Annotated in this window: 25 protein-coding genes and 1 riboswitch; of the genes, 17 read left to right on the forward strand and 8 right to left on the reverse strand. The window is 63.2% G+C overall.

From position 1 onward, the window contains the following. The first annotated feature begins 260 nt into the window (after positions 1 to 260). From NKJ76_RS08240 to NKJ76_RS08250, 3 genes are read left to right on the forward strand one after another with little or no spacing between them, the layout of a single operon-like run. Positions 261 to 827, forward strand: a complete 567-nt coding sequence (locus NKJ76_RS08240) for a sigma-70 family RNA polymerase sigma factor (RefSeq protein WP_023683483.1) — start codon at positions 261 to 263, stop codon at positions 825 to 827. A gap of 14 nt (positions 828 to 841) precedes the next feature. Continuing rightward, positions 842 to 1,510, forward strand: coding sequence for an anti-sigma factor (locus tag NKJ76_RS08245; protein WP_352537335.1), 669 nt, complete (start codon positions 842 to 844; stop codon positions 1,508 to 1,510). Continuing rightward, the gene (locus tag NKJ76_RS08250) at positions 1,500 to 2,912 is read left to right on the forward strand and encodes a S8 family serine peptidase (RefSeq protein ID WP_352537179.1); all 1,413 of its coding nucleotides are present in this window, start codon (positions 1,500 to 1,502) and stop codon (positions 2,910 to 2,912) included. The genes NKJ76_RS08245 and NKJ76_RS08250 overlap by 11 nt, the downstream gene beginning before the upstream one ends. Positions 2,913 to 2,937: 25 nt before the next feature. Here the strand turns inward: NKJ76_RS08250 and NKJ76_RS08255 are convergent, their stop codons facing one another. Together NKJ76_RS08255 and NKJ76_RS08260 are read right to left on the reverse strand one after the other, a co-directional pair. Beyond that, on the reverse strand, positions 2,938 to 4,284 hold the full coding sequence (locus NKJ76_RS08255; protein ID WP_352537180.1) for an NAD(P)/FAD-dependent oxidoreductase: 1,347 nt from the start codon (positions 4,282 to 4,284) through the stop codon (positions 2,938 to 2,940). A gap of 165 nt (positions 4,285 to 4,449) precedes the next feature. Further along, the gene (locus NKJ76_RS08260) at positions 4,450 to 5,472 is read right to left on the reverse strand and encodes a substrate-binding domain-containing protein (protein WP_352537181.1); all 1,023 of its coding nucleotides are present in this window, start codon (positions 5,470 to 5,472) and stop codon (positions 4,450 to 4,452) included. A 364-nt stretch (positions 5,473 to 5,836) separates the two neighbouring features. On the opposite strand from NKJ76_RS08260, the gene NKJ76_RS08265 reads away from it, so the two are divergent. The 5 genes from NKJ76_RS08265 to NKJ76_RS08285 all read left to right on the forward strand — a co-directional run bounded on the left by NKJ76_RS08265 (position 5,837) and on the right by NKJ76_RS08285 (position 12,446). Beyond that, positions 5,837 to 7,192, forward strand: coding sequence for an ABC transporter substrate-binding protein (locus NKJ76_RS08265; RefSeq protein ID WP_023668892.1), 1,356 nt, complete (start codon positions 5,837 to 5,839; stop codon positions 7,190 to 7,192). Positions 7,193 to 7,427: 235 nt separating this feature from the next. After that, entirely contained in the window at positions 7,428 to 8,441 is a 1,014-nt protein-coding gene (locus tag NKJ76_RS08270; RefSeq protein ID WP_023668891.1) for a carbohydrate ABC transporter permease, read from the forward strand. Between the two features lies 1 nt (position 8,442). Next, on the forward strand, positions 8,443 to 9,597 hold the full coding sequence (locus NKJ76_RS08275) for a carbohydrate ABC transporter permease (protein WP_023668890.1): 1,155 nt from the start codon (positions 8,443 to 8,445) through the stop codon (positions 9,595 to 9,597). Between the two features lie 5 nt (positions 9,598 to 9,602). Continuing rightward, entirely contained in the window at positions 9,603 to 11,267 is a 1,665-nt protein-coding gene (gene bglA, locus NKJ76_RS08280; protein WP_352537182.1) for a beta-galactosidase BglA, read from the forward strand. 66 nt (positions 11,268 to 11,333) lie between these two features. Next, entirely contained in the window at positions 11,334 to 12,446 is a 1,113-nt protein-coding gene (locus tag NKJ76_RS08285; protein ID WP_023668888.1) for an ABC transporter ATP-binding protein, read from the forward strand. Positions 12,447 to 12,519: 73 nt separating this feature from the next. Here the strand turns inward: NKJ76_RS08285 and NKJ76_RS08290 are convergent, their stop codons facing one another. From NKJ76_RS08290 to NKJ76_RS08300, 3 genes are all read right to left on the reverse strand, one after another. Continuing rightward, entirely contained in the window at positions 12,520 to 12,753 is a 234-nt protein-coding gene (locus NKJ76_RS08290; protein WP_023819466.1) for a DUF680 domain-containing protein, read from the reverse strand. A 71-nt stretch (positions 12,754 to 12,824) separates the two neighbouring features. Next, on the reverse strand, positions 12,825 to 13,028 hold the full coding sequence (locus NKJ76_RS08295) for a DUF680 domain-containing protein (protein ID WP_352537183.1): 204 nt from the start codon (positions 13,026 to 13,028) through the stop codon (positions 12,825 to 12,827). Between the two features lie 66 nt (positions 13,029 to 13,094). After that, complete coding sequence (locus tag NKJ76_RS08300) at positions 13,095 to 13,301, reverse strand: DUF680 domain-containing protein (RefSeq protein WP_023668885.1); 207 nt, start codon at positions 13,299 to 13,301, stop codon at positions 13,095 to 13,097. Between the two features lie 500 nt (positions 13,302 to 13,801). Further along, positions 13,802 to 14,003, forward strand: a riboswitch (cobalamin riboswitch). 117 nt (positions 14,004 to 14,120) lie between these two features. On the opposite strand from NKJ76_RS08300, the gene NKJ76_RS08305 reads away from it, so the two are divergent. From NKJ76_RS08305 to NKJ76_RS08345, 9 genes are all read left to right on the forward strand, one after another. After that, positions 14,121 to 15,368, forward strand: coding sequence for an aromatic ring-hydroxylating oxygenase subunit alpha (locus NKJ76_RS08305; RefSeq protein WP_352537184.1), 1,248 nt, complete (start codon positions 14,121 to 14,123; stop codon positions 15,366 to 15,368). Between the two features lie 37 nt (positions 15,369 to 15,405). Beyond that, positions 15,406 to 16,506 (forward strand): FAD-binding oxidoreductase, encoded by a 1,101-nt coding sequence (locus NKJ76_RS08310; RefSeq protein ID WP_023755571.1) that lies wholly within the window; start codon positions 15,406 to 15,408, stop codon positions 16,504 to 16,506. 163 nt (positions 16,507 to 16,669) lie between these two features. Then, positions 16,670 to 17,092, forward strand: coding sequence for a PqqD family protein (locus NKJ76_RS08315; protein WP_352537185.1), 423 nt, complete (start codon positions 16,670 to 16,672; stop codon positions 17,090 to 17,092). A 151-nt stretch (positions 17,093 to 17,243) separates the two neighbouring features. Next, the gene (locus NKJ76_RS08320; RefSeq protein ID WP_352537186.1) at positions 17,244 to 18,122 is read left to right on the forward strand and encodes a serine kinase; all 879 of its coding nucleotides are present in this window, start codon (positions 17,244 to 17,246) and stop codon (positions 18,120 to 18,122) included. Next, complete coding sequence (locus NKJ76_RS08325; protein WP_352537187.1) at positions 18,095 to 18,292, forward strand: hypothetical protein; 198 nt, start codon at positions 18,095 to 18,097, stop codon at positions 18,290 to 18,292. The genes NKJ76_RS08320 and NKJ76_RS08325 overlap by 28 nt, the downstream gene beginning before the upstream one ends. After that, the gene (locus NKJ76_RS08330; RefSeq protein WP_352537188.1) at positions 18,289 to 19,032 is read left to right on the forward strand and encodes a glycosyltransferase family 2 protein; all 744 of its coding nucleotides are present in this window, start codon (positions 18,289 to 18,291) and stop codon (positions 19,030 to 19,032) included. The genes NKJ76_RS08325 and NKJ76_RS08330 overlap by 4 nt, the downstream gene beginning before the upstream one ends. A gap of 33 nt (positions 19,033 to 19,065) precedes the next feature. Beyond that, the gene (locus NKJ76_RS08335; RefSeq protein WP_352537189.1) at positions 19,066 to 19,818 is read left to right on the forward strand and encodes a glycosyltransferase family 2 protein; all 753 of its coding nucleotides are present in this window, start codon (positions 19,066 to 19,068) and stop codon (positions 19,816 to 19,818) included. Beyond that, entirely contained in the window at positions 19,803 to 20,495 is a 693-nt protein-coding gene (locus NKJ76_RS08340) for a glycosyltransferase family 2 protein (protein WP_245261955.1), read from the forward strand. Before NKJ76_RS08335 ends, NKJ76_RS08340 begins: the two co-directional genes overlap by 16 nt. Further along, positions 20,495 to 21,964 carry a nucleotidyltransferase family protein gene (locus NKJ76_RS08345; RefSeq protein WP_352537190.1) on the forward strand — a complete coding sequence of 490 codons (1,470 nt, stop codon included), beginning with the start codon at positions 20,495 to 20,497 and terminating at the stop codon, positions 21,962 to 21,964. The genes NKJ76_RS08340 and NKJ76_RS08345 overlap by 1 nt, the downstream gene beginning before the upstream one ends. A gap of 45 nt (positions 21,965 to 22,009) precedes the next feature. Here NKJ76_RS08345 and NKJ76_RS08350 read toward each other — a convergent pair whose 3' ends face one another. The 3 genes from NKJ76_RS08350 to NKJ76_RS08360 all read right to left on the reverse strand — a co-directional run bounded on the left by NKJ76_RS08350 (position 22,010) and on the right by NKJ76_RS08360 (position 23,698). Beyond that, positions 22,010 to 22,750 (reverse strand): FAD-binding oxidoreductase, encoded by a 741-nt coding sequence (locus NKJ76_RS08350; protein WP_023752436.1) that lies wholly within the window; start codon positions 22,748 to 22,750, stop codon positions 22,010 to 22,012. Next, positions 22,747 to 23,358, reverse strand: coding sequence for a sulfite oxidase-like oxidoreductase (locus tag NKJ76_RS08355; RefSeq protein ID WP_023684287.1), 612 nt, complete (start codon positions 23,356 to 23,358; stop codon positions 22,747 to 22,749). Before NKJ76_RS08355 ends, NKJ76_RS08350 begins: the two co-directional genes overlap by 4 nt. Before the next feature lie 130 nt (positions 23,359 to 23,488). After that, the gene (locus NKJ76_RS08360) at positions 23,489 to 23,698 is read right to left on the reverse strand and encodes a PDZ domain-containing protein (RefSeq protein ID WP_502902282.1); all 210 of its coding nucleotides are present in this window, start codon (positions 23,696 to 23,698) and stop codon (positions 23,489 to 23,491) included. Positions 23,699 to 23,726 lie beyond the last annotated feature (28 nt).

Here is a 23,726-nt window from a genome sequence, read left to right on the forward strand (position 1 = left end):
TGATGCCAGTCTCTCGCCAAACCATCGCCGGTCCTCCGGCGGACAAGAAAACTGTCACCCATGCTATCGGTCCATTCTGTTACCTATCTATCCGGTTCGGACACCGGCACCTTCTCCCCGTATAGTGACGGGGAGAAGGGAGACGCTCTGGCAACACTCCCTCTCTTCGGTTAGCTTCGCCAAAATTCCTTGGCGGAAGGATGAACCTTTTTGAACCTATCGGCGACAGAGCAGACAGGAGCCAGGCGGCTCGACCGGCCATGACGGCAGCGACCGAGACTGATCGCGCGCTTGTCGACCGGGTCGCGAAGGGCGACCGTGCCGCTGTTCGGCTGCTGTTCATGCGTCACCACGCGCGGGTCTACCGCTTCGTGGTGCGCCAGACGGGATCGGAAATGATGGCCGACGATATCGCAAACGAGGTCTTTCTCGAGCTGTGGCGCCAGGCGCCCGGTTTCGAAGGGCGCTCGGAAGTCTCGACATGGCTGCTCGGCATCGCCCGGTTCAAGGCGCTGTCGATGCTTCGCAAGAAAAAAGAAGACTGGATCGATGACGACGATGCGGCGCAGGTTCCCGACGGCGCCGACACGCCGGAAGTCGCCACCATGAAGGAAGACAAGGGCGCCGCTTTGCGGCGCTTCGTCGATGCCTTGCCGGAGGAACACCGCTCGGTGATCGACCTTGCCTATTACCATGGACAGTCGGTGACGGAGATTGGCGAGGTGCTCGGCATCCCGGTCGCCACCGTCAAGACCCGAATGTTCTACGCCCGCAAGAAACTCGGCGAAGCCCTCAAGGCCGCCGGTTACGACAGGGGGTGGCCATGAGCAATCCTGAAGACATGAGCGCCGCTGAAAAAATGTCGCGCCGTGACGAAATGGAAACGCTGCTGCCGTTCTACCTGAACGGCTCGCTGGAAGGCTCGGACCTCGAAGCCGTCGAGGAATGGCTGGCGAGCGATCCGGCGGCGACGGCGGCGCTTGGCGACGCTGAGGCGGAATTCTCCGGCGCCACCGCCGCCAACGAGGCGATCCGGCCACCGGCCGATGCGCTCAGCCGCTTTGCCAGGGCGCTCGACGCCGAAGCCGGACCGGTCCGCGCTCCCGCGGGCCGTTCCTGGCTGGCGCAGGCACTCGGCCGTTTCATGGCGGTGCCGGTCGGTGTCGCCTGGGCGGCAGCGGCGGTGCTGCTGGCGTTGGTCGTGGTGCAGTCCTACGTGCAGACCGGCGGCAAGAGCCATGATTTCGAGATTGCCGGCGCCGAGGATGATCTGGCGAAACTGCCGTTCGCGCTGGTCAAGTTCAAGCCGGATGCGAAGATGTCCGACATCGCTGTCTTCCTCGACCAGAACGCGCTGAAGATCGCCGGCGGGCCGGCCGCCTCGGGCGTCTTCCGCATTGCCATCCCGGTCAAGACCGGAGCAGACTACACCAGGCTCGTCGGCCTTATTGCCGCCCAGCCGTTCGCGGAGACTGTGATCGAGGGAAGGAAACCGGTTGATGGCAGCTAGGGCGGTCATTCGATTTGCGGCGATCCTGGTGGCGGCGACGACAATCGTCGCCGTGCCGGCGTCGGCGCAGACCAATGATCCCAATGCCGGCCGGGCCGACTGCACCGACGCGGCCGGAGCGGCGGCTGCCGACTGCCCGAAAGACGGCAATGAGGCCAAGGTCGGCGGCGAACCAGGCGCAGTTACCCTTCCGGCCCTGATCGTCGACCTGTTTCCCAACCCACCGGCTCCCGTAGCGCCCGTGCCGACGCCACGGCCGTCAGCGCCGCCTGCCGACACGCAGGCCGGGCCACCCGTCGGCGGGGCGATCGTTTCGCCGACCGATCTTGTCGCGACTGCGCCGCGCCGGGCCATCGCCGGCGAGTTCGTGCCCGACGAGGTTCTGGTGACCGTCGACGGCGATGCCGGCGCCGTCCAGCAGATCGCCGCCTCCTTCGGCCTTGAAGTGCGCTCGCAGCGCCAGTCGCGGCTGCTCGGCACCACGCTGGTGCGCTTCGGCATTCCCGACGGCCGCCCGGTCGGCGCCGTGCTGGCGCAGCTGGCCGCCGACGGCCGCACCCTGCGGCGCGAGCCAAACCATATCTATTCGTTGCAGCAGGCGGCCGGCATCATCAACTATGCCTTCGAGCGCATTCAGCTCGACAACAAGCGAGCCAGTGGCGAAAACGTGCGCATCGCCGTCATCGACACCGGCATAGACGACACCAATCCGGCGCTTTCCGGCGTCATTGCCGATCAGTTCGACGCCATGCCCAACGTGCCGGTCGAAAAGCGTGACCACGGTACCTCGGTCGACGGGCTGATCGCCGGCGTCGGCGCGCTCGAAGGCATGGCGCCCGGCGCCAGGATCTATCACGCCCGCGCCTTCGAGGACGGCAAGTCGACCATGGATGTCATCCTGTCGGCGCTCGACTGGGCGGCGGACCAGAATGTCAGCATCATCAATATGAGTTTCGTCGGCCCCAAGAACGATCTGCTCGCCACCGCCTGCCGCAATGCGCGCGGGCTCGGCATCATCCTGGTCGCTGCTGCCGGCAACAACGGGCCGAAAGCGCCCTATGGCTACCCCGCCGCCTATGACGGCGTGATCGCGGTCACCGCCACCGACGCCAAGGACGGGCTGATGCAGCAGGCCAATCGCGGCGCTTATGTCTTCATCTCGGCGCCCGGCGTCGAGATGGTGGCGCCGAGCGGCGCCGGCTCTGACGTCGTCACCGGCACCTCGTTTGCCGCCGCGATCGTGTCCGGCGCTATCGCCAATTTGATCCACGCTTCACCCGAGCGCTCCGCCGACGACATCGAAAAGGCGCTGGCCGCCACCGCCAGGGATCTCGGTCCGAAGGGACGGGACAATGATTTCGGTTATGGGCTGCTGGATACGAAGGCGGCGGCGAACAAGTAAACCGGGCGAAATTCGCGCCACCAATTCAGAGCGCCGGGCCCAGCCGGACAGGGCTGCCATCATGGAAGCGTGACAGCCGGAAGCGGCTGAGGTCGTGCCCCGTCTGGTTTCCCTGGATCAGGTCGGCAACGACACGGCCTATGCCAGGCCCGATACCGAAGCCGTGACCGCTCATTCCCGTCGCGACGAAAAGACCGCCGACGGCCTGCACATGATCCACGAGGGGGACGACGTCCGGCATGGCGTCGATCATGCCGCCCCAGCCTGCCTTCAGGCGAACTGTTTCGAGCTGTGGAAAAAGACGTCCGAAATTGCGTTCTATGGAACGCAGACCGGCTCGTTCAGGGGGCGGGTTCAGCACCCGCATTTTTTCGAAAGGACTGACGGAATCCGGCGCCCAATCGCGCGGCGTCGACCAGGCGTCAGGGTAGCCTGACGGGGCGAACGGAAAGTAGCGCGTCCCGAACGGATTGTCCCTGAGGGCTGGAAGGTATTTGGTGGCATGCCGGAAGGCGTCAGGTCCCAGGTAATGCAGATGGCTGCCGCCCGCGGCGAGGGTATATCCGCCATCCTGCCTGCGCCGGAACGCGATGTGTTCGTCGGCGGCCGCACCTGCATAGACCTCAGGCATGGGCTCCGTTGCGGCTGCGGTTACTCTGACGCTGAGCTGGGGGATGGAGATGCCGTGTCTGCGCAAGAACAGAGATGACCAGGCGCCGCCGGCGACCAGCACGCTGGAGGCCTCGATATACCCCGTCTCGGTCCACACGCCCTTGACCTTGCCGCCTGAGATTTCGAGGGTTCGCGCTGCGCAATTCTCGACGATTTTGACGCCTTTTCGCACGGCGAGCCGGGCAAGTGCGGGCACCGCCAGCCAAGGCTCCGCGCGCATGTCGGAGGGCGTCGTCATCGCGCCCTTGAATTTGCGCGACATGCCTTTGATGAGTGTCGCGGTTTCGTCTGCATCCAGGAGACGGGTGTCGAGCGCATGGATCGCGGCGATCTTCATGAAGGCTTCGAAGCCGGCCATGTCCTTGTCGGTCTTCGCCAGGTAGGTCACACCTGTCTGGGTCAGGCCGATGTCCTCGCCGCATTCCTCAGCCAGTTGCCGCCACAGGCGAATAGCCTCGATGACGATGGGCAGTTCATCCGCGTCTCGTCCCTGCTTTCGGATCCAGCCCCAGTTTCGGGACGACTGTTCGGCCGCAATGCGTCCCTTTTCCAGCAGCGTCACCGGGATGTTCCGCTGTGCCAGGAAAAGCGCTGTCGTTACGCCGATGATGCCGCCACCGACAATGACCACCTCCGACGCTTTCGGCGGCGGGCCAGGATGCCGGATTGGATCCGTTTCGGAGAACGGGAATGTGGGCAAGTGGCGCACCCTGAGGACTGGTTGATGGCTCTGGCTTACTGGTTGCCACCCACTAGAAGCCAAATCAAGGACAGGTCCAGGCAGACCGTTGTCCCAACAAAGTCAATCTATCTGCGGGCAACATCCACAAGGGTGAACTTGCCCAGCGGAGCGATGGATTAATCCCTAGACCGGGGCGCCTGCGACCGAACCCCTGACCACAAGGTCGACTGGCCAGACCTCGCCTCGCGCCCCTTCTTCCAAGCCGGAAATGCGCGCTGCCAAGCGTTCGGCGATGCGGGCGCCGGCCAGGCGGATCGACGAGCGCGTCGTCGACAGCGGCACGGAAAAATTCTCCGGCTTCAGCCATGGGAAAACGTCGTCATGGGCAATCAGCGACAGGTCGCCGGGAATGGTCAGGCCAAGGTCGCGCACGGCGCGCACGACGCCGAGCGACATGATCAGGCTGGAGCAGGCGATCGCCGTCGGCGGTTCGCTTTGTTCGAGCAGGCGCCTGGCGGCGCGATAGCCGTTCTCCTCGGTCATCGTCACCGAGCAGACATGGCGCTCGCCGAGCGTCAGGCCGCTCGCGGCCAGCGCCCTGCGCATGCCGCGCTCGCGGTGGATGGCGAAGGTCTCGCGGTCGTCGCCATTGATCAGCGCCAGCCGGCGGTGGCCGAGCTGAACCAGCAGCCGGGCGGCGTCGTGGAAGCCGCCCTCATTGTCGATGTCGGTGAAGGGGTAGTCGAAATCGAAGCCTTCGCTGCGGCCATGGACGATGAAGGGAATGCCGAGCGTGTTGACCAGCGCCACCCGCCGGTCGGCCGGGCGCGGCGAGGAGATGTAGACGGCGTCGACCTGGCGGTTGGCGACGATGCGGCGATAGGTGGTTTCCTGGTCGTCGGCATCGGCCGGCGACAGCACCAGGTCGAGCTCGTGCGAGCGGGCATAGTCGCCGAGACCCGACAGGAACTCGACGAAATGCGGGTCGATGTCGACGGAGGCGCCCGTCGGCAGCACATAGCCGATCATGCCCGTCTTGCCGGTCGCCAGCCGGCGCGCGCTCGGGTTGGGCCGGTAGCCGTGGCGCTTGGCGGCATCCACCACACGCCGGCGGGTTTCCTCGTTGACCTCGGGATAGCCGTTGAGCGCACGGCTTACCGTTGTCTGCGACAGGGCCAGCATATGAGAGAGCTGCTTCAGGTTCACTGGGAGGCCTCCAAGCCTCAAAGCGCTTTTAATTTTTAAGCCACGCGGCGCCACAATGGGCGCGGCCGAGCTGGTCGACCATACGCACTGGTCCGGCCAGTTTGAAGCTTAATACGCTGCTGCACCGCCGTAAAACTGTGCTGCAGTGCACTTTACCAAGTCTTGCGACCCCAAATTAAATCGATTAGCCCACCGCCCTCTTGACTTCCAGCCGATTCAATGGCGAGATCAAAAAGACCAAAGCGCTTTGGAAGACTCTTCGAAAGGTTGCGGTTCCTTTCTGAACGAGTCACAGTCCTGCAGCGTCGGCGGGCGGAATGGAGGTTCCGTCCGGGTGTATGTGTCCACACTGGGAGGAATACCGATGAAGAAGATGCTTCTGCTTGGCGCAGCGTTTGCCACACTCGCCTTGTCCCTGCCGGCGCAAGCCGAACTGAAGTTCAAGCCCGGGGAAGACAAGCGCTTCAACTGGGCCAATTACGAAGAGCTGAAGAAGGTCGATCTCAAGGGCGAGACGCTGACCATCTTCGGGCCCTGGCGCGGCGAGGACGAAGGCCTCATCCGCACTGTTCTCGAATATTTTCAGGAAGCCACCGGCGCCGAGATCAAATACTCCTCGTCGGAAAATTACGAACAGCAGATCGTCATCGATACCCAGGCCGGCAGCCCGCCCAATATCGCCGTACTGCCGCAGCCGGGCCTGATCCAAGATCTGGCGTCCAAGGGCCTTTTGACGCCGCTGGGCGACGACACCGCCAAATGGATCAAGGACAATTACGGCGCCGGCCAGTCATGGGTCGATCTCGGCACCTTCAAGGACAAGGACGGCAAGCCGGGCTTCTTCGCCTTCCCCTACAAGGCCGACGTGAAATCGCTGGTCTGGTATTCGCCCGACAATTTCGAGGAAGCCGGCTACAAGGTTCCCAAGACCCAGGAAGAGCTCGCCGACCTCGAGAAGAAGATCATCGCCGACGGCGGCACGCCGTGGTGCATCGGCCTCGGCTCAGGCGGCGCTACCGGCTGGCCGGCGACCGACTGGGTCGAAGACATCATGCTGCGCACCCAGGCGCCCGACGTGTATGACAAGTGGGTAAAGAACGAGATCCCGTTCAACGATCCGGCGGTGGTCAACGCCATCGACATTTTCGGCAAGATCGCGACCGACGACAAGATGGTCGACGGTGGGGCCAAGGCGGTTGCCGCGACCGACTTCCGCGACAGCCCGAAGGGCCTCTTCTCGGTGCCGCCGAAATGCTACCTGCACCATCAGGCATCGTTCATCCCGACCTTCTTCCCGGAAGGCACAAAGGTTGGACAGGACGCCGACTTCTTTTACTTCCCGCCCTATGCATCCAAGCCCGAGCTGGGCACGCCTGTGCTCGGCGCCGGCACGCTGGCCATGATCACCAAGGATTCGAAGGGTGCACGCGCGTTCATCGAATTCCTGAAAATGCCGCTGGCACATGAAATCTGGATGGCCCAGGGCGGCTTCGTCACGCCGCTCAAGTCGGTCAACAAGGATGCCTATGCCAGCGACGCGCTGAAGAAGCAGGGCGATATCCTCGCCAATGCCTCGACCTTCCGCTTCGACGGTTCGGACCTGATGCCGGGCAAGATCGGCGCCGGCGCCTTCTGGACCGGCATGATCGATCTGGTCGGCGGCAAGTCGGCGCAGGATGTCGCCACCGACATCCAGAAGAGCTGGGACGCTATCAAGTAGTCAGCTGGCAAGCAGTCAGCTGGCAAGTAACCACTGCCAAGTAATCAGCCGCTTTGGCGGCAAATTCAGGACTTCCTCCACAGACTGGGTCCGGGCCGCTATGGCCCGGATCCGACCGGCGCCTTACGCCGGACCGATTTGCGTTCGTTCGTTTCAGAATAACTTAAATCGGCGCAGAGCCACATCGCCAGGGCTGTTCAAGGCCCGGCCGATCATGCGCAGGGAAGAGGGACCCATGGCTGCTCAGATCTTATCGGCCATTTTTGTCATCATCATCGGCGTCGGCGGCTGCGTCGCCTATTTCTGGGGCGCCAACAAGCTGGTCGACCTAATATTCCCGTCGCGCGGGGTGGCCGGGGCTGCGGCCATCGACAATCTGCGCCGGCAAGGACTGGTCCGTCCGTGGCTGTTCGTCGGCCCGGCGATGATCATCCTCACCGTCTACCTGATCTATCCGGTGGTGGCGACGCTCTGGCTGTCCTTCCTCGACCGCGGCGGCCAGCATTTTGTCGGCTTCGCCAACTATGAATGGGCGTTCGGCGACCGCGAGTTCCGCAACTCGATCCTGAATAACATCATCTGGCTGGCGGTGGTGCCCGCCGCCTGCACCTTTCTAGGGTTGATAATCGCCGTGCTCACGGACAAGATCTGGTGGGGCACAATCGCCAAGAGCCTGATCTTCCTGCCGCTGGCGATCTCCTTCGTCGGCGCCAGCGTGATCTGGAAATTCATCTACGAATATCGCGGCGAGGGCCAGACGCAGATCGGCCTGCTCAACGCGATCATCCAGTATTTCGGCGGCCAGCCGCAGGTCTGGATATCGCTGCCGTTCTGGAACAATTTCTTCCTGATGATCATCCTGATCTGGATCCAGACCGGCTTTGCCATGGTCATCCTGTCTTCGGCGTTGCGCGGCATCCCCGAAGAGACGCTTGAAGCCGCGGTCATCGACGGCGCCAATCCGTTCCAGATCTTCTGGAAGATCATGGTGCCGCAGATCTGGGGCACCATCGCCGTGGTCTGGACGACGATCACCATCCTGGTGCTGAAAGTGTTCGACATCGTGCTGACCATGACCAACGGCCAATGGAACAGCCAGGTGCTGGCCAATCTGATGTTCGACTGGATGTTCCGCGGCGGCGGCGATTTCGGCCGCGGCGCCACCATCGCCATCATCATCATGATCGCGGTCATCCCGATCATGGTCTGGAACATCCGCCAGGCGAACAAAGAGACGGGAGGACATTGAGATGGCCGTCGCGACCGGAAAGTCCTTTGCCAGCCGCTTCGGCGTCCACATCGCCGTGCTTGTCTTCGTCGCCGTCTGGACCGTGCCGACGCTCGGCATCCTGGTCTCGTCGCTGCGCGACAAGGACCAGATCATCGCCTCGGGCTGGTGGAACTCGTTCTCCAGCTCCAGCCAGACTGAAGCCGGCCGCCTGCCGCCGGCCTCGGCGCAGGTCGAGAAGGACGGCAAGTTCGTGCTTGCCGGCAATATCTTCGGCGACGGTGCTGCGCGCAACATCAGCGCCTTCGGCGTCAAGTCGGCGGCACCGACGCAATATCCGGCCGGCACCACTGCCGATCTCGGCGACGGCGTGACCTTGCAGCTCAATGCCGACGGAACGTTCGTCATGAGTTCGCCCAAGGCTTTCGAAGGCGACCGTGGCCAGCGCGTCTATTACGCCTCGTCGGCGCCACCGAAATTCACCACCGACAATTACAAGACCGTGCTGTTTTCGGAGGGCATCGGCCGCTCGTTCATAAACTCGCTGACCGTCACCATCCCGGCGACGGTCATCCCGATCCTGATCGCCGCCTTCGCCGCCTATGCATTGGCGTGGATGCGTTTTCCCGGCCGCGCCTTGCTGATCGCCACAATCATCGGCCTGCTGGTCGTGCCGCTGCAGATGTCCTTGATCCCGCTTTTGAAGATCTACAACGGCGTCGGCATCTTCTTCGGTGTGCCGTCGAAAACCTATCTCGGCATCTGGCTGGCGCATACCGGCTTCGGCCTGCCCTTCGCCATCTATCTCCTGCGCAGCTATATTGCCGGCCTGCCGCGCGAGATCATGGAATCGGCGCGCATAGATGGCGCCAGCGATTTCGAAATCTTCGTCAAGATCGTGCTGCCGCTGTCCTTCCCGGTGCTGGCGTCCTTTGCAATCTTCCAGTTCCTGTGGGTGTGGAACGATTTGTTGGTGGCAATGGTTTTCCTCGGTACCGAAGGGGACCAGATCGTGCTGACCGCGAAGCTCAACGCGCTGCTCGGCTCGCGCGGCGGCGACTGGGAAATCCTGACGACATCGGCCTTCGTCACCATTATCGTGCCGCTGATCGTGTTCTTCTCGCTGCAGCGCTATTTCGTCCGCGGGCTGCTGGCCGGCTCGGTCAAAGGAGGTTGAGACTTATGCAAGCCGCTTTGAAGGCGACCTCGAAGCCCGATCTCGCCGTCGATCGCGACTGGTGGCGGGGCGCGGTGATCTACCAGATATATCCGCGCTCCTATCAGGACTCCAATGGCGACGGCATCGGCGACCTCAAGGGCATCATCCGCAGGCTGCCCTACATCGCCTCGCTCGGCGTCGACGCCATCTGGATTTCGCCCTTCTTCAAGTCGCCGATGAAGGATTTCGGCTACGACGTCTCGGACTATTGCGACGTCGACCCGATGTTCGGGACGCTCGCCGATTTCGACGCGCTGGTTGCGGAAGCCCATCACCTCGGCCTCAAGGTGATGATCGACGAAGTGCTGTCGCACACCGCCGACATCCATCCATGGTTCAAGGAGAGCCGCGGCAGCCGTAGCAATCCCAAGGCCGACTGGTATGTCTGGGCCGACGCCAGGCCGGACGGCACGCCGCCCAACAACTGGCTGTCGATCTTCGGCGGCTCGGCCTGGCAGTGGGACACCAGCCGCCAGCAATATTATCTGCATAATTTCCTGTCCGAGCAGCCGGACCTCAACTTCCACAATCTGCAAGTCCAGGACGCGCTGCTCGACGTCACCCGCTTCTGGCTGGAGCGCGGCGTCGACGGCTTCCGCCTCGACACCATCAATTTCTACTTCCACAGCCAGGGGCTGGAGAACAATCCGCCGCTACCGCCCGAAGAGCGCAACGACCAGACAGCACCTGCGGTCAATCCCTACAACTACCAGGACCATATCTACGACAAGAGCCGGCCGGAAAACCTTGCCTTCCTCGAACGGTTCCGGGCGCTGCTCGACGAATATCCGGCGGCCGCCACGGTCGGCGAAGTCGGCGATTCGCAGCGTGGGCTGGAAGTGGTCGCCGCCTACACCGCCGGCGGCAAACGCGTCCACATGTGCTATTCCTTCGATTTCCTGGCGCCGGAAAAGATCAGCGCCGCCAAGGTGCGCCAGGTGCTGGAAGCCTTCGGCAAGGTCGCCAGCGACGGCTGGTCGTGCTGGGCCTTTTCCAACCACGACGTGATGCGTCCGGCCTCGCGCTGGGCCGCCGACGAGGCCGACCCGGCCGCCTATCTGAAGGTTATCTCGGCGCTGCTGATGTCGCTGCGCGGTTCGGTCTGCCTCTATCAGGGAGAGGAGCTTGGGCTGGGCGAAGCCGAGTTGCAGTTCGAGGATCTGCAGGACCCCTACGGCATTCGCTTCTGGCCCGAATTCAAGGGCCGCGACGGCTGCCGCACGCCGATGGTGTGGGATGCAACCGCCAGCAATGCCGGCTTTTCGACGGCCAAGCCCTGGCTGCCGGTGCCGGGCAAGCACTTGTCGCAAGCGGTCAATGTTCAGCAGGGCGACGCGGCCTCGCTGCTCGAGCACTACCGGCGCTTTCTCGGTTTCCGCCGCCAGCATCCGGCCCTGGCCAAAGGCGACATCGAGTTCATCGAAAGCGAGGGCGACACCGTCGCCTTCACCCGCCGTGAGGGCAATGAGCAGATCGTCTGCGTCTTCAATCTGGCCAGCAAGCCGGCCGAGGTCGATCTCGGTGGTCAGGCGCTGCTGCCATTGGCCGGGCACGGTTTTTCGGGACAATCCGGCACAGGTTCCATCCGCCTCGGCGGCTACGGCGCCTGGTTCGGGCGCATCGACTGAGTTTTTGACGAAACTGGATTTTTTGAGGAAATCCAGGTTCTCTAGGGAAATCACTGGGAGGAAATTATGGCCGATGTCACGCTGAGACAGGTGAAGAAATCATACGGCAATCTGCACATTCTCCACGGCATCGACCTCGACATAAAGTCGGGCGAGTTCATCGTCTTCGTCGGCCCGTCGGGTTGCGGCAAGTCGACCTTGCTGCGGTCCATCGCCGGGCTTGAGGAGATCACCTCCGGCGAGCTGAAGATCGCCGGCGAGGTGGTGAACGACGTGCCGCCTTCCAAGCGCGGCATTGCCATGGTGTTCCAGTCCTATGCGCTCTATCCGCACATGACCGTCTACGACAACATGGCCTTCTCGATGAAGATCGGCAAGGAAAGCAAGGCCGAGATCGACAAGCGGGTGCGGCAGGCCGCCGAAATCCTGCAGCTGACCAAATATCTCGACCGCCTGCCCAAGGCGATGTCGGGCGGCCAGCGCCAGCGTGTCGCCATCGGTCGCGCCATCGTGCGCAATCCGAAAGTGTTCCTGTTCGACGAGCCGCTGTCGAATCTCGACGCGGCGCTGCGCGTCGCGACCCGCATCGAGATCGCCAAGCTCAAGGAATCGATGCCTGCCACGACCATGATCTACGTCACCCACGATCAGGTCGAAGCGATGACGCTCGCCGACCGCATCGTCGTGCTGAAGGATGGCCATATCGAGCAGGTCGGCACGCCGATGGACCTCTACAAGAAGCCCGGCAATCTGTTCGTTGCCCAGTTCATCGGCTCGCCGGCCATGAACATCCTGCCGGCAACGATCGACAGGACGGGCAACCCGACAATCGTCAGCCATGTCGGCGGCCGCAAGGCAACGGTGCCGATTGCAACGCCGGCGTCAGCAAAGGGTGCGGCAGTCAGCTTCGGCGTGCGGCCGGAGGATCTGTCGGCCGCCACCGGCGCGGAATATCTTTTCGAGGGCGTGGTGGACTATGTCGAGCAACTCGGCGAGGTGCAGCTTGTCTATGTCGATATCGGCCGCGCCGACCTGCCGTTGGTGACCAAGCTGCCCGGCAATGTCGAGGTCAAGCGCGGGGCAAAGCTGCGACTGACCGCGGATGCCGGGGACCTGCACATCTTCGACGCCGATGGGCACTCCTTCTCGCTCAAGCCGGTGGAAGTGAAGGCGGCTTGAGATAGCTGCGTCGTACAGGCATGAAAAAAGAGCGGCGGGCCAGGCCCGCCGCTCTTTTTTCAAGCTTCGGCTGTTAGTTGTTGCCGAACCGATCCCTGTCGCTGCTCTGAGGAACGAACTTCTGTTGGTCGTTCGACGAGTTCAGCAGCTTGTAGACCGCCGAGTTGGTGCCGGTCGACGAAGTGCGGGTGGTGTCGACGGCAGCGGCCGGCTGGTTGGCGCCATTGGAGCCATAATTGTCGCTGCCGGCAAAGGCAGCGCTCGAAACAGCCAGAACGGCTGCGGCGGCAAGAACGATCTTCTTCATTTTAGTCTCCTGAATTTTTCTGATGCCGCCAGCTGCAGCGGATAAGCCCGCCACGTGCTGGAAACCGGCTTTTAGCGGCCGAAAAGGTTACGGTCGGCACCGTGGGCAGGCGCCTGCTCGGCTGGAGCCGACTTCTCAACCGAAGCCGTATGGCCACTATCGGTCGACGTAATCGCAGGCTGGTTGGCGCCGTTCGAACCGTAGTTGTCGCTGCCGGCGAAAGCGCTGCCGGAGATGGCCAAAATGGCGGCGGCAGCAAGGATGATCTTTTTCATTTCAAATACTCCTGAATTTTTTGGGATCCCGAGAGCGACGGGTTAGCCGCCCTTCTTTGGTCGGGATCAGCGATTGCCGTAGAGGTCGCGGTCGGCGCCCTGAACGACAGGCTGCTTGTCAGCGTGCGCCGGCTTCTGAATGGAAGCCGTATACGAGCTGTCGACCGAGACGGCTGGCTGGTTCGCACCATTGGAACCGTAATTGTCGCTACCGGCGAAGGCGCTGCCGGTGATCGCCAAAACGGCTGCGGCAGTGAGGATGATCTTTTTCATTTTTAGTACTCCAGTTTGTCTGTCCGTCTAGCGGCGTGTCTTGGGAGGAATTCGCGTCGTTCGGACAGCCCCGATGTGGGAAAGCCATAGGCTGGTTTCCAATCACGAAGTTGTTCCGTGTGGACCACGGTCCTGCACCTTGAAATTGTGCCAGGAAGTTCCTCTATGGTCATTTATCGCATTGTTTTCAGCTGCTTATGTCGAACCGAGTGGTTCGCTCCGGTGTCGGTTTCCGGGCCGTCGTTCACACCGTCCTGCACGCATTGTCAACAGAAACGAACCGTTCGGTTCGATTAGAGATTGCTAATAGTAACTTTTCGATACCGTTGAGCCATTTTTGCCCCCGATCGGAACTGGATCCGCAGCGATTCGAAACGGCGATGATGGCGTCGCAAGAAACGTCTCAGCTCTTTGACCGGCGGCGGGGGGCGTATGCCGCGCGTGTCGCGCCGCATGGATATGATGTCGCTTTCATGCCGACGTCGCGATCGCTGCCGTGATTAGATGATCGCATCTCAGGTGCCGCTTCGTGACGACGCAGCGGAGAATTGGGAAGCCGGTCAGAATCCGGCGCTGCCCCCGCAACGGTGGTGGAGTTCAAGTCGCAACGGGAGACCACTGGGCAAGAGCCTGGGAAGGTGTCGCGATGGTCCGCAAGGACAACTCCAGAGCCCGGAAACCAGCCCGAGATGCCTAGACTCGACTGATCGCGGTGGGCGGTCAAGAGGTGGATAGTGCATGTCCGGCGCCGCGCCGGCCTGCGTCCGATCCTTCCTCCATCACCACCAAGTTCAGTCCTTAAACCACGAGGACAGAACTATGGATACGCGCAACGACATGCTGAGGCTCCTGAACGGCCGCAAGCAAGGCTTTTCGCTGGAACAGCCCTTCTACACCGACCCGGACTATTTCAAGCTCGACATGGAGCTTATCTGGTATCGCGACTGGCTGTTCATCGGCCATGATTGCGAACTGCCGAAGCCCGGCAGCTATATCACCGTGCAGATCGGCGATTATCCGGTGGTGCTGGTCCGCGACCAGAAGGGCAACATCAACGCCTTTCACAATTCCTGCCGCCATCGCGGCAGCCGTGTCTGCAACACTGACAAGGGCATGGCGGCAAAGCTTGTCTGCCCCTATCACCAGTGGACCTACGAGCTTGACGGCCGGCTGCTGTTTGCCCGCCAGATGGCCGACGGTTTCGACAAGAGCCAGTTCGGCCTGAAGCCCGTCGCCTGCGAGAGCGTCGGCGGCTACATCTTCATCTGCCTGGCGAAAGAACCTGCCGACTTTGCGCCGATGCGCGCCATGATAGAGCCCTACCTCAAGCCGCACCGGCTGAATGAAGCCAAGGTCGCCTTCGAGAGCACCATCATCGAGAAGGGCAACTGGAAGCTGGTCTGGGAAAACAACCGCGAATGCTATCACTGCGCCGGCAATCATCCAGAGCTGTGCAAGACATTCCCCGAAGCGCCGACGGTGACCGGCGTGCAGGGCGCCGACAGCGATCCGGAGATGCTGGCGCACTGGGCGAAATGCGAGGCGGCGGGCCTGCCGAGCAAGTTCCGCATCGATCCGGCCGGGCAATACCGCGCCACCCGCGCGCCGCTGCTGCGCGATGCCGTCAGCTACACGATGTCGGGAAAGCGCGCGGTGACGAAGAACCTGTCCGACACTGTTGCCGCCGACCGCATCGGCACCTTGATGCACTACCACTATCCGACGACTTGGAACCACATACTGATCGACCATGCGGTCACCTTCCGGGTGCTGCCGATCAGCGCCACGCAAACCGCGGTGACGACCAAGTGGCTGGTGCACAAGGATGCGGTCGAGGGGGTCGACTACAACCTTGAGGAGCTCACCCATGTCTGGACCGAGACCAACGACCAGGACCGCCGCATCGTCGAGGAAAACGCCTTCGGCATCCTGTCTCCGGCCTATGAGCCCGGCCCCTATTCGGAGCTGCACGAGGGCGGCGTGATCCAGTTCGTCGAATGGTACGCGGCCTTCATCGGCCCGCGCCTTGCCGAAGGTGGCAGGCCGGCGCTGCGCAGCGTCGCGTGAGCTGGAGCAGGCGAAGAAGGACCGGAGGATGAATGCGATGACGGATCTTGGGCTCTATCGCCATCTCGACCAGATGGCGCCCTGGAACGATAGGCTGCAGGTGCTGGAAGTGATCGGCGTCAGCGACGAGGCGCCTGACGTCAAGACCTTCACCTTCCGCTCCGACAACCAGACCTGGTTCCGCTACAAGCCGGGCCAGTTCCTGACGCTGGAACTGCCGACACCGGACGGGCCGCTGATGCGCACCTATACGCTGTCGTCGTCGCCATCGCGGCCGTTTTCGATCGCGGTGACGGTCAAGGCGCAGGCCGGCAGCATCGGCACGCGCTGGATGTTCGACCATCTGGTGCCCGGTTCGCATGTCAAGGCCTACGGACCGGCCGGCGACTTCTCGTTGCACAGCCACCCGGCGGCCAAATACCTGTTCATTTCCGCCGGCTCCGGCGTGACGCCGATGATGTCGATGCTGCGCTGGCTGAACGACTGCGCGCCATGGACCGATGTCGGTTTCGTCAACTGCGCGCGGCGTGCCGAAGAGATCATCTTCCGCAAGGAACTCGAACTGCTCGGCGGCCATATGCCCGGCCTGTCGCTCGGCTTCATGATCGAGGAACGTTCCAGCCGCGAGGGCTGGTACGGTCATATGGGGCGCATCGACGCGATCCGGCTGCCCTTGCTGGCTCCGGATTTCCGCGAGCGCGAAATCTTCTGCTGCGGCCCCGATCCGTTCATGCGCGCCGTGCGCGGCATGCTGGATGCCGCCGGCTTCGACATGACGAAATACCATCAGGAGAGCTTTGCCGCGCCTGTGATGGAGGAAATTCCGGCGCCGTTTGCCTCCCCGGTCGAGGACGGCATCGCTGCACCTGTCGAAGCCGTGACGCCGATCCGCTTCTCGCTTTCGGAGGTCGATGCCGGCTGCGTCGCCGGCCAGACCGTGCTGCAGACCGCGCGCAGCTCGGGCGTGCGGATTCCCGCCGCCTGCGAGTTCGGCCTGTGCGGCACCTGCAAGGTGAAGAAGGTCTCCGGCGAAGTCGAGATGAGCCACAATGGCGGCATCCTCGACCACGAGATCGATGACGGTTTCATCCTTGCCTGCTGCTCGAAACCGTTGTCGGCGCTCGAAATCGAGGCTTGAGCGGCGCCGATATCACCGCAACGGTCGCCGACGCAGGCGTTGTGTTCGCGGGTCTTTGTCTTGCCAAGCATGGGCCGAGTGATTTAGACGCACTTAGGAAGGGCTTGGCAGACCGCGAAACCGGCGCATCCCTTCATGGGCGCATGGGACGGGGGACAGAGCGATGCAACAGCGGGTCTACGCGGTCGCAAGCAAGGACATCGTTTTCGAATCATTCGATGGCGAAGCCGTCGTTCTCGATCTTTCGAACGGCAAGTATTTCGGCTTTTCCAATTCCGGCAGCCGGGTCTGGCAGGCTTTGTCGTCCGGCGTCGCCACTGAAGCGCTGGTCGGAGCTGCCGCGGGCGCCGCAAAAATAAGCCTGGCCGACCTCGAAAGCTTCGTTGCCCGACTGCTCGATTTCGGGTTGCTTGCGCCAGCCGAAACACCGGCGCAACCGCTTTCAGGCGAGCTGTCGGCCGCGCTTGCTGCCAGCAATGAGCCGCTCAAGGTCGAGGTCCATGACGACCTTGCCGATCTCATCATTGTCGACCCGATCCATGAGGTCGAGGAACCTCTCGGCTGGCCGGCGGTGAAACAGGCATAATCGTTTCCCTAAAGCGCGTCGCGTTTGAACGGACTCAGGCGACGCGCTTAGATCTTTGATTTTATGCATATCGTCGTCTCAAAACCGGGGCCGCCCCGAGCGACATGCATCAGGCGACCCGGCGCAATTCTGGACGCTGAACAACCAACACATGCCTTTGATCACGCTGCAAACCCTGCCGGATTATGCCCGCCATGTGCTGGCGGCCGCGGAAAGCGCCGCCGCCTTCTATCCCGTTGCCGCCAGCGTCCGGTTGCCGGGGCTGGACCTGAGTGTCCATCTCGACCATGGCACGCTGGCAGATACCATCGGCCATGCCTTCATACCGGCTCCGGGCAATCCGTCTGCATCTGACGGCTGCCGCATTTTCGTCGCCCACCCGGGCATCGATGGCGTCCCCGCCCCGGGCACCTGGGGCCGAGGCGATTACAACCATCATGCCTTTGCCAACCGGCTGGAAGAGGCCGGATTGCGCGGCAGCTACTATCATGACCTCGACTTCTGGCAGTTCCATGATCCGCAACGCCATGTCGGGGCGCAGCTGATGATGTCGGCCAAGGCCTTTCCGCCATGGGAACAAGGGGCGCCGCTGCGCGCCTTCCTGCATTGGGAATATGCGGCGCGCGGCATGCGGCTTACCCATGCCGGCACGCTGGGCATCGATGGCAAGGGCGTGCTGCTGGCGGGCTCTGGCGGAGCCGGCAAATCGGGAACGGTCGTCGCCGGCCTGCTCAATGGGCTCGATAGCGTCGGCGACGACTATGTGCTGATCGACCGGACCGAGGGGGTGACGGCCTATCCGCTGTTTGCCACGCTCAAGCAGGATCCGGAGGGCTTCAGGCGGCTGAAGCTGGAGGAGCGGCTAGAGTCGTACCAACCGCTGAACTGGCAAGGCAAGCATGCCTTTCACATCGACGAGATCGCGCCTCGACCAACTCCTGCAAGTCTGGACATTATTGCTTTGATAGTGCCCATATCAGGGGAGGTGCGAGAAGCTCGGTCATGCCCATATCGCGCAAGGATGCCATGATTGCCCTGGCGCCGTCCGGCATCGTGCAGATGCCGGGCGAACGGGAAGCGGGCTTTCGCTTTTTCAGCGAGCTTACCCGCGATCTGCCATGCTACCGGCTGTCGCTGGGGACCGAGCCGCGCGAGATCGCCGGCACGATTGCGGATTTCGTCCTTCGGGGCGCCGCATGAAGTTGAGCGTCATCGTGCCGGTCTACAATCGGGAGATCTATGTCGTTTCGACGTTGCGGTCCCTGCTCAGGCAACGCGACGATGCCGATCTCGATATCATCGTTGTCGACGACGGCTCGACGGACAGCTCCGTTGAAGCCGTCCGCGCCATCATGCGGGAAGCGTCGTGCATCCGCCTGTTCCAGCAGGCCAACCAGGGCGTGGCCAACGCGCGCAACACAGGGCTGAAGCAGTTGCTGCCGCAAACCGAACTGGTGTCGTTCCTGGATTCGGACGACGTCTCGCCGGCTGGACGATTCAAGGCTGGCCTACCCCTGTTCGCGGCCGACCCTGCGCTCGAGCTGACCTACTCGCTGATGACGCGCGTCGATCTCATGGATGACGAAGCCCTGCAGCCGGCGCCGGGCGGCGCAGGTCCTACCGTGCGCGGCGTCAGCCTTAGCGCCGGGATATTCCGCAGGGCACTCATCGACCGTACAGGTGCTTTCGACGAGGAGTTCCGGCAGGGCGAAGACGCCGACTATCTGCTGCGCATTTTCGAAACCAGCCCGAAGCACATTTTTCCCGACACCGTCGCGGTATACTACCGGCGCCACCCCGGCAATTTGACCAAGCAAAGGGATGTGGCGGTGCGCGAATATCTGCGTGTGATTCAGAAATCCTTGCGGCGGCGCAAGGCCGATCCGTCGCGGCGCCCGGTCGAGGGGCTTTTCGAGATCAAGCGCCCGGCAGAGTGGTGAAAGAATGAACAGATAACAGCCTGGAATGCGTGCGTGAAGCTGAGCGTGATCATGCCGGTCTACAACCGCGAACGCCATGTCGGCTCGGCGCTGCGCTCGCTGCTGAGGCAGCGCGACGCCGCCGATCTCGACATCATCGTTATCGATGACGGTTCGACCGACAGTTCGGCGGCGGTCGTGCGCTCGCTGATCGCGGAGGCGCCGTGCATTCGCCTTTTCCAGCAGCAGAATGCCGGGGTGACGCGGGCACGCAACGCGGGCTTGCGGCAATTGCTGCCGCAGACCGGGCTGGTATCGTTTCTCGATTCCGACGACATTTCCCCGCCGGGCCGCTTCAAGGCGGATCTGGCCTGTTTCGACGCAGACCGCACCCTCGAGCTCACCTATTCGCGCATGACGCTGGTCGACGACATAGATAACGATACGCTGGAGCCGACAGCCGACAGCCACTCGGTGACGGTTCGCGGCATTCACCTGTCTCCCGCTATCTTCGTCCGGCGATTGGTCGAACGCATCGGCAGCTTCGACGAGGATTTCCACCAGGCCGAGGACACCGACTATCTGCTGCGCACTTTCGAAACCGGGCCGAAATTCACGATGCCCGACACTGTTGCGCTCTATTACCGGCGCCATCCCGGCAACATGACCAGGCAGGCCGATGTTCCTTTTCGCGAATTCATGCGCGCCGTCTACAAGTCGATGAAACGGCGCGAGGCCGACCGCTCCTTGCACCCTGTCGACGGCATCTTCGATTTCAAGGAACTTGCGAATTGGCGTTTCCTGTGATGGCCAGCTACGGCGTCGTCATTCCGGCCTTCAACGCGACCGCCACCATCGCCGAGACGCTGCGATCGGTCGCGGCCCAGACGGTCCAGCCCGACGCCATAATCGTCGTCGATGACGGCTCGACCGACGATACGGTCGCGGTGGTCAATGCGCTGGGCATGCCGGTGCGGGTGTTGCGCCAGGACAATGCCGGACCAGGCAGCGCCACCACCAGGGGCATCGCCGCGCTGGCGACGCCCTTCGTCGCCACGCTCGATGCGGACGATCTGTGGCTGCCGACCAAGATCGAAAGGCAGCTGGAGCATTTCGAGCGGTTTCCCGCGACGGCAGGAGTCTTTGCCCACTGGCGGACGTTTCGCGATGACAAGCCCGATGTGCAACAGGACGTGGCGGTGGCGGGCTGGTCGCGCACGACGATGATGATCCGCCGGGAGGTAGCCGAGGCCGTCGGTCCGATCATCGACCCGCAAGGCGGTCGCGGCGACATGGTCGACTGGATCGCCCGTGCCCGCGAGGCGGGCTTTGCGCTTGCCATGCTCGACGATGTCCTGACCTTGCGCCGCATCCGGCCCGACAGCATGTCCTATGGACGCGACCCCGTGCGCGACCGCGGTTATGTCGAAGTCGTAAGGCTGGCCATGCAAAGGCGAGCAGCGAAAAAGGCGAGCGCCGACTGATGGCCAATGCCATGCGCCGTATCGGCCGTCGGTTTCCGGACTATGGTTGGTCATGGCCAACTGGCGGACTCGACCAGCTGCTGAAGGCCGCATTGCTGCCCGATGAAGAAGCGGCAGGGCGTTACGCGGCGCGCTGGCTCGACGAGAACGATATCGACCATGTTGCCTTCCGAGAGCATCGGCTGCTGGCCGCGATCTCCGACAGGTTCGGCCGCAAGCTCGCTGGGCATCCGGCCTATCCACGTCTTGTCGGCCTGCAAAAGATGCTGTGGACCAAATCGCGGCTGGCTGCGCGCGAGGCCGAGCCGGCGCTACAGGCCATGATCGACGCCGGCTGCGCGGTGATGCTAATCAAAGGCGCCAGCCGGATCGCCGTTAACGCGTCGGCGCAGCGCGGCCGGGTGGCGCATGACATCGACATACTGGTGCGCCCGCAGGCCATGATTGCCGCCTTCGATGTGCTTAGCGAACGCGACTGGCAGATCGCCACCGGCGTCAGTCCGCAATATCTGCGCACCAGGCTGGCGTCCTTGCGTTCGATGAATTTTTTCAAGGGCAGTTTCGGCGACATCGACCTGCACCAGCTCGCTTATGACGGGTCGCAGCAAAGCGCGGAAGATGATCTGGCGATCTGGCAGCGGGCGCTGTCAGCCGATTTCAATGGCGTCCGCGTGCTTGTTCCCTCTCCGGCCGACCGCATGGCGCTCGCCATCGCACATGGCGGCCTCGATGCCCACACCCACAGCGACTGGCTGGTCGACTGCGCCGTCGCCATCGAGGGCGACGAGGTCGACTGGGACGTGTTCGCCGATATCGTCGCCAGGCGCCACCTGGCCGTAGCCGCGGCGGTGGCGCTGTCCTACCTCAGCCTGGAAATCGGCATTGCAGTGCCGCCGGCTGAACTGGCACGGACGGTTGCGAACGCCGATCACGCCGGCCTGTCGCGCTGGTCCTCGGTGCTGCAGGCCAAGCCGCGCACCGATTTCGGCGGTCTCGTCTGGCTGTCGCGCGGCTTTGCCAAGCAGTTGCGCCTGAAACGCAAGAAGGGCCGACTGCAGCATCCGACGCCTGCTGCCGTCTGGCGCGGCAGGCCGACATTGCGCAAGGCAAGAGCGACGCCGGAACCGTTCGCGCTTTCTCAGGCCCTGCCGCGTCCGGACAGGACTGGAGAGATGATGCTGGACGTCACCGTCAGGATCGTCGTTCCGCCAGTCCGCCGCCGCATCGAGATGGAAATCAATGCCGGCAGCGGTCACGTCGCCCGCTTGCGTTCCATGGTGATCAGCCGCGCCGGCGGCGGACGTGTGCTGCGCTTTCGCGGCAAGGTAACGGTGGACGACACCGGCCGGCCTCTGGTGATCGAGGCACGGCCATCGCGGCAGTTCCGCAACTGGGACAATGAGGCCGAAGTCGCCGCCTATGGCGCGCTGCCGTTCCAATTGCTGTCGGCAAGGTTTTCACCCGCCTGAGAGCGGTTCGCTGTCTCCATGAAACGGTGAACCACTGTGGCCCTCTCAGACGCCATAGCGCTCGGTGCGGATGATTTCCGCTGGTATGCCGGCGTCGATCAGCGCCCGGGCAGCCGCCGAGACGAAGGTGTTCGACCCGCAGACGAAGGCGAGCGCCGGCGGCCGCGGCAGCCGCGTGAGCGCCTGCATGACCATTGCCGTGTCGATGCGCCTCGAATAGTCGGACGGGCGCCGTGCCGCCTCGCGCGTCAGCGTAAGCACCAGCTCGAACCCGTCGCGGCGGTCACCGAGACCGATCAGCTCGTCGCGGAAGATCACCTCGTCCCAGACCCGCACCGAAAACATCAGCGCCACCGGCACCGCCGATTTGCGCAAGGTCCGGTGACGCACCATCGCCATCAGCGGCACCACGCCGGAGCCGCCGCCGACCAGAAGCAGCGGCCCGCCATCCCCATCGGACCAGACGAAATGGCCGCCGAGCGGCCCGCGCAGTTCGATCTCGTCACCGACCGCGGCGATGTCGTGGAAGAAGGGCGAGACTTCACCGTCGTCGAGCTTCTCGATCGCCAGCTCGATCGTGGCGCCGCTCTCCGGCGCCGAGGCGATGGAATAGGAGCGGCGCGCTTGGTAGCCGTCAGGCGCAGTCAGCCTGACATCGACATGCTGTCCGGCGCGATAGGCGAATGGCCGTGACAGCGCGAAGAAGAAACTGGTGACGCGTGGCGTCCGCTTTTCGATCCGGGTGATTTTCGCCGTCTGCCAGGGAGATTGCGGCGCTTCGCTCATGGATCGCCGCTATAGCGCTGCTCGCGCCACGGGTCGCCATAGATGTGATAGCCGCGCAATTCCCAGAAGCCCGGCTCGTCGCGCTCGGTGAACTGCAGCCCGTTCAGCCATTTGGCCGATTTCCAGAAATAGAGATGCGGCACCAGGAGCCGCGCCGGGCCGCCATGGTCGGCAGTGATCGGCTTGCCTTCATAAAGGAGCGCCACCATCGCCTTCCCCGCGGTGAGATCCTTGGCCGGCACGTTGGTGGTGTAGCCGTCATAGCCATGCGCCAGCAGGAAGCCGGTCGGCGCTTCGATACCGGCATCGGCAAGGATGTCGTCGACCAGCACGCCTTGCCAGGCGGTATCGAACTTGGTCCAGGCGGTAACGCAATGGATGTCGCGCGTCATCTTGGTCAAGGGCAGCGCGTTGAACTCGGCCCAGTTCCACTTCTTGATCGGGCGTGGCCCGTGCTTGAGCGTGAACGACCAGTCCTCGGTGCGCACGCGCGGCGTCGGCCCCGCCGACAGCACCGGAAAGCCCTGTTCGAGATACTGACCGGGCGGAATGCGCGCATCGGTCTCCGTCGGAGGCTTTCGACCGGAGGAAAAACCGCGAGTGACCATTTGACTGTCCGTTTTTAGCAGGCCATTGCCGGCCTGCCGTAATGTTCTCGAAGATGTCGCGGCGGGCAACAGGAATTTCGGCGGCCGTGCGGCAGGCCTGTCGGTGGTCCGGCGAGCCTGCCATGATGTCTCAACCGGCGGCGAAGGATACGGCGACGAAGATTTGCGCGTCGCCGCGATCGATCAAAAGCAGCACCGACTTCCGGCCCGATCTGCCGGCCCCGGCGATCGCCTGGTTGGCTTGCCGCGCATTCCGCACCGGCGACTGGTCGACGGCGACGATGACGTCGCCCGGCTGCAGGCCGGCATTGGCGGCTGCCTTGTCCGGACGCTCGACCACGGCGCCACGCTGGTTCCGATCACAATGT

It is taken from the genome of Mesorhizobium sp. M0029 (assembly GCF_040323735.1).
In the GTDB taxonomy this organism is placed as follows: Bacteria; Pseudomonadota; Alphaproteobacteria; order Rhizobiales; family Rhizobiaceae; genus Mesorhizobium.

What these genes read in the sequence shown, in the direction of transcription:
- NKJ76_RS08325 (WP_352537187.1), top strand. Translation starts at nt 18,095, where the DNA reads ATGCCCATATCGCGCAAGGATGCCATGATTGCCCTGGCGCCGTCCGGC.
- NKJ76_RS08240 (WP_023683483.1), top strand. Translation starts at nt 261, where the DNA reads ATGACGGCAGCGACCGAGACTGATCGCGCGCTTGTCGACCGGGTCGCG.
- NKJ76_RS08270 (WP_023668891.1), top strand. Translation starts at nt 7,428, where the DNA reads ATGGCTGCTCAGATCTTATCGGCCATTTTTGTCATCATCATCGGCGTC.
- NKJ76_RS08300 (WP_023668885.1), bottom strand. Translation starts at nt 13,301, where the DNA reads ATGAAAAAGATCATCCTCACTGCCGCAGCCGTTTTGGCGATCACCGGC.
- NKJ76_RS08290 (WP_023819466.1), bottom strand. Translation starts at nt 12,753, where the DNA reads ATGAAGAAGATCGTTCTTGCCGCCGCAGCCGTTCTGGCTGTTTCGAGC.
- NKJ76_RS08345 (WP_352537190.1), top strand. Translation starts at nt 20,495, where the DNA reads ATGGCCAATGCCATGCGCCGTATCGGCCGTCGGTTTCCGGACTATGGT.
- NKJ76_RS08265 (WP_023668892.1), top strand. Translation starts at nt 5,837, where the DNA reads ATGAAGAAGATGCTTCTGCTTGGCGCAGCGTTTGCCACACTCGCCTTG.
- NKJ76_RS08295 (WP_352537183.1), bottom strand. Translation starts at nt 13,028, where the DNA reads ATGAAAAAGATCATCCTTGCTGCCGCCGCCATTTTGGCCATCTCCGGC.
- NKJ76_RS08305 (WP_352537184.1), top strand. Translation starts at nt 14,121, where the DNA reads ATGGATACGCGCAACGACATGCTGAGGCTCCTGAACGGCCGCAAGCAA.
- NKJ76_RS08285 (WP_023668888.1), top strand. Translation starts at nt 11,334, where the DNA reads ATGGCCGATGTCACGCTGAGACAGGTGAAGAAATCATACGGCAATCTG.
- NKJ76_RS08310 (WP_023755571.1), top strand. Translation starts at nt 15,406, where the DNA reads ATGACGGATCTTGGGCTCTATCGCCATCTCGACCAGATGGCGCCCTGG.
- NKJ76_RS08320 (WP_352537186.1), top strand. Translation starts at nt 17,244, where the DNA reads ATGCCTTTGATCACGCTGCAAACCCTGCCGGATTATGCCCGCCATGTG.
- NKJ76_RS08315 (WP_352537185.1), top strand. Translation starts at nt 16,670, where the DNA reads ATGCAACAGCGGGTCTACGCGGTCGCAAGCAAGGACATCGTTTTCGAA.
- NKJ76_RS08355 (WP_023684287.1), bottom strand. Translation starts at nt 23,358, where the DNA reads ATGGTCACTCGCGGTTTTTCCTCCGGTCGAAAGCCTCCGACGGAGACC.
- bglA (WP_352537182.1), top strand. Translation starts at nt 9,603, where the DNA reads ATGCAAGCCGCTTTGAAGGCGACCTCGAAGCCCGATCTCGCCGTCGAT.
- NKJ76_RS08250 (WP_352537179.1), top strand. Translation starts at nt 1,500, where the DNA reads ATGGCAGCTAGGGCGGTCATTCGATTTGCGGCGATCCTGGTGGCGGCG.
- NKJ76_RS08275 (WP_023668890.1), top strand. Translation starts at nt 8,443, where the DNA reads ATGGCCGTCGCGACCGGAAAGTCCTTTGCCAGCCGCTTCGGCGTCCAC.
- NKJ76_RS08350 (WP_023752436.1), bottom strand. Translation starts at nt 22,750, where the DNA reads ATGAGCGAAGCGCCGCAATCTCCCTGGCAGACGGCGAAAATCACCCGG.
- NKJ76_RS08245 (WP_352537335.1), top strand. Translation starts at nt 842, where the DNA reads ATGAGCGCCGCTGAAAAAATGTCGCGCCGTGACGAAATGGAAACGCTG.
- NKJ76_RS08330 (WP_352537188.1), top strand. Translation starts at nt 18,289, where the DNA reads ATGAAGTTGAGCGTCATCGTGCCGGTCTACAATCGGGAGATCTATGTC.